2 protein-coding genes are annotated in these 3,643 nt (G+C 58.3%); one reads left to right on the top strand and one right to left on the bottom strand.

The window, feature by feature from the left end:
• The first annotated feature begins 31 nt into the window (after positions 1 to 31).
• Complete coding sequence (locus Q363_RS30900) at positions 32 to 499, top strand: HNH endonuclease (RefSeq protein ID WP_035358444.1); 468 nt, start codon at positions 32 to 34, stop codon at positions 497 to 499.
• Between the two features lie 30 nt (positions 500 to 529).
• Here Q363_RS30900 and Q363_RS30895 read toward each other — a convergent pair whose 3' ends face one another.
• Positions 530 to 2,782, bottom strand: coding sequence for a protein kinase domain-containing protein (locus tag Q363_RS30895; protein WP_035358442.1), 2,253 nt, complete (start codon positions 2,780 to 2,782; stop codon positions 530 to 532).
• Between the last annotated feature and the right edge of the window lie 861 nt (positions 2,783 to 3,643).

Genomic DNA, 3,643 nt, shown 5'->3' with positions numbered 1-3,643 from the left:
GACTCCAAGCTGAAGACGAAGGAGTAGGGCTTTGAAGAAAGGGGTCCAGACCGCAATTTGCTGTCCCTGCGGGAACGAGAAGATCCTCGCCCTGGGCCTCTGCGCGACCTGCTACACGCTGAAACGGCAGGATGCCGAATACTTCGGTGGCCTGCGGGAGCAGGTCTTAGTGCGTGATGGATACGCCTGTAGGGTGTGCGGTGATCCCGATCCCGGAGTGCATCATCGGGAGCCGGGCAACTCTGTTCTACATCTGATGATCGCTCTCTGTGCGGGATGTCACGCGAAGGTCCACCGAACGAAGGTCATCCTTACGGAGTTTCCGCCGCTTCTGCTGGTTCTGTGGCGAGAGCAGCACCCCGAAGGCCACGAACAGACGTATATAGATTTCAACGTTCGCAAACCACCGGCTCAGAGTGCGCCACTGAACTTTGAACCCGCCCGTGACCGATCTCCAGCATTTACTCCGGTTAGCCGTCAACTCGGGCAGAACCACTGAGATCGGCTTCGAAGGAAGATCGGAGCGCAGTTAGGGCTTGGGACCGAGGTCAACCCGAATCCCCTGCAGCCGCGGATCCGAGCGAATGCTGTCCCAGATCGGATCGACATGAAGCCATGCGATCATCCAATCGCGTTGCTCGGCCGCACGCCTGAGCCACTCAACTGCCTGATCGGTTTCACCGAGGCCGGCATACACTGCAGCAGAATAAATGAGAGGCACGTATTGATGGCGGCCCAGCTCGTCCAGCTTCTTCAGAACTGACCTGGCCTGTTGCGGCCGTCCGGCCTGCGCATAAACATACCCTAACCCCGAATAACGCCAAATGCTGTCTCCGATCTCCGCGGCGTGACGAAGAGCGAGGATGGCCTGGCCGAACTCGCCCTTATGGGCGTAGGTCAGTCCCATGTAGTAATGCGCCATCCAGTAGCCAGGGTGCAATTCGACTGCGGCACGGAAGCCTTCGATCGCCTCCTCAAACAAATGCGCCCAATACACAGGAAATACTGCGGTGGTGTTGATGCTTGCGGAGAAGGGATCAAGCTGCTGCGCAATTCTCATTGCGCCTCGGGCCTCCTCTAACTGTCCCGTGAGGCCGAGGGCAAAGCCGAGCCATTGGTGGGCGGGCGCATCACCGGAGTTCAGATGGACCGCGTGGCGCAATACGCTTTCGGCCTCGCGGAACTTCCAGTCAAATAACAGGAGACTGAATCCGCGAGAGGCATATGCTTCACTGAGGTCTGGATCTATTTGCAACGCCATCTCCTGCGCTGCTCTTGCCCTCTTGCCACCCAGTCGAGGATCAAGGGCGCCGTAAATGGCCAGCATCGATGTACAGTCTGCCAGGCCCGCGTAGGCACGCGCATAACTTGCATCCTCTTCGACGGCCTGCTCGAAGTAGCGAAGCGCCTGTCTCATGCTCTCGATTGCTCTCTTGTTCCACAAGAACCGGCCCTTCAAATACAGCTGGTAAGCCTTCGGGCTTTCTGTGTAGCGCTTTACCAGTCGCGACTGCTCCCTGGGTGCAAACCGCACTCGCAACCGCTCCGAGATCTCCCGAGAGATGTCTTCCTCGATGGCGAAGATGTCGGTGAGCGGCCTTTTGTATTGCTGGCCCCATAGGTGCAGACCATCACGCACATTAATCAGTTCAGCCGCAATTACAAGCACGTCGCCTCGTTGGAAGATTCTTCCGGTCAGGACGGCGCTGACCGCCAACTCGCGGCCGAGTTCGATCGGGTCGGCGTCCTTGCCCTTGTGCCGAAAGACAGTACTTCGGGCGATCACTCTCAGGTGCTGAAGTTGGGCGAATTGGTTGATGAGGGTCTCGGTGATGCCGTCGGCGAGATACTCCGCATCAGGTGAACTGGCGGACGTGAAGAATGGCAACACAGCGAGCGACTCGAATTCCGCGCCTGTGCGGCCATGGGCGGTCGGTTCGGCAAGCAGATCGCGCAAGACAAGCCCGAGGTCGCGAGCGGACTGTGGTCGAGCCTTCTCGTCTTTTCTCAGGCAATGGCCGATCCAACGATCCAGTTCTTCAGGGACGTCTGCGACGTAGTCGGCGACAGGCCTCGGATCATCGTTGAGGATGGCAGCAAGTGTAGACGCCGGGGAGGCTAGGTTAAAGGCTCGGTGGCCACTGACCATTTCATAAAGCACGCAACCCAAAGAGAAAATATCGGTTGCAGCGGTTACGGTTTCACCTCGGGCTTGTTCCGGCGCGAGATAGCCGACAGTTCCCATGAGGGAGCCCCCCTCGGAAACGGTAGTGGCCCGGGAGCCAGGTTTCCCCTGGAAAGCAGGCTTAAATCGTGCCAGCCCGAAATCCAGAATTTTGATGGCACCCCGTGCGGTCACAAAGATGTTCTCCGGTTTGAGGTCGCGGTGGATGATGCGCGCATCGTGCGCGGTTGCAAGGCCGTCGGCAACTTCGGACCCGATCTGCACGGCACGACGCCAAGGGATCGCGGATCGCCCGATCTGCTGCCGCAGGGTCACTCCCTCGAGCAGCTCCGTTACCAGGAACAGTGGCGGATGTTCCAGTTCCGCGTCGTAGATGGAGAGAATATTCGGATGTGAAAGAGCTGCGATCGACTTCGCTTCGGTGCGGAAACGCGCCAACGACCGCGGCTCACATGCTAAACGTTCAGCCAAGACTTTTATTGCGACATCACGCTCCAGGCGCGTGTCCCAGGCACGATAAACATCGCCCATACCGCCAGCGCCAATGAACGAAAGGATTTCATACGGTCCTAGTCTCGTGCCCTTGGCGAGTGCCATCGTATGACTCCTGGGCAATGTGGCTAATTTTACCAACAGTGAGAGTTGCTGGACGCGGTCCGACTCTAGCGAGGGCGTAGTCGGCCCTCCGGCTCCATACCGCGGTCGAACAAGTCTGTGTATCCAAGAAGCGCGTAACGCAGGTACTGCGAATATCAATTCATCACGCTTTCACGGCGGTGGATCCAGAATTCACCATACCTTGACCGCCAGTCCCCACTGTTGACCGCTCAGGAACTACCTTGTGACTGACGCGTTTCCCAGACGGACGCTGATTCCTCCCTTCGGGCTCTGAATGTCTCTACAGGTTGCCTGAGATGGGCCAGGGTCTAATCGCGCGATGTGGGTCTGCAATCTTTCTGGCTGCTTGAAGGGAAAGGGCGGCGCGCTCCGGCGTGCCTTTAGTTACGATGTCTCGCTGCCTCCACTTGGATGACTCCCGTATTGCTAGCTATCCGGAATCCAGATTGGACATGCGCATAGGTATCGTTCAAGTCGGCTTAGTGGAAGTGATCGGCAACCATGCTAATGGTCAGTTCCTGAAAAACGTTAGTGTTCTATCGTGACTGCCGTGCGACGGGAGTGGGAGGGGCGCGGCTCTGTGTGGCAGTTACGATAGAACCGTTTTTGAAGTGAGCCGCTGGGGTGGTGGATGCGGTGGGTTGCTATGGGATTTCAATCAGGCGGGATCGGTTGTGGCGTCGAGGTGTGGACGTTTTGGGGCAGGCACCGTGGCGTTTCGATGGGCCTGAGGTTGGGAGCGCAGAGCTGGGCGTGAGGGGTGCGGGCATGACTGCGGGTCGAAGCTGGTTCAGAAGGCGCAGCAGAGTGTTACGTGCGGGACCACGCATGCGCGGAAGG

It is taken from the genome of Edaphobacter aggregans DSM 19364 (genome assembly GCF_000745965.1).
Classification (GTDB): domain Bacteria; phylum Acidobacteriota; class Terriglobia; order Terriglobales; family Acidobacteriaceae; genus Edaphobacter; species Edaphobacter aggregans.
The sequence above is the reverse complement of the archived record's forward strand: the minus strand, read 5'-3'. Positions and strand labels throughout refer to the sequence as shown.

What these genes read in the sequence shown, in the direction of transcription:
- Q363_RS30895 (WP_035358442.1), bottom strand. Translation starts at nt 2,782, where the DNA reads ATGGCACTCGCCAAGGGCACGAGACTAGGACCGTATGAAATCCTTTCG.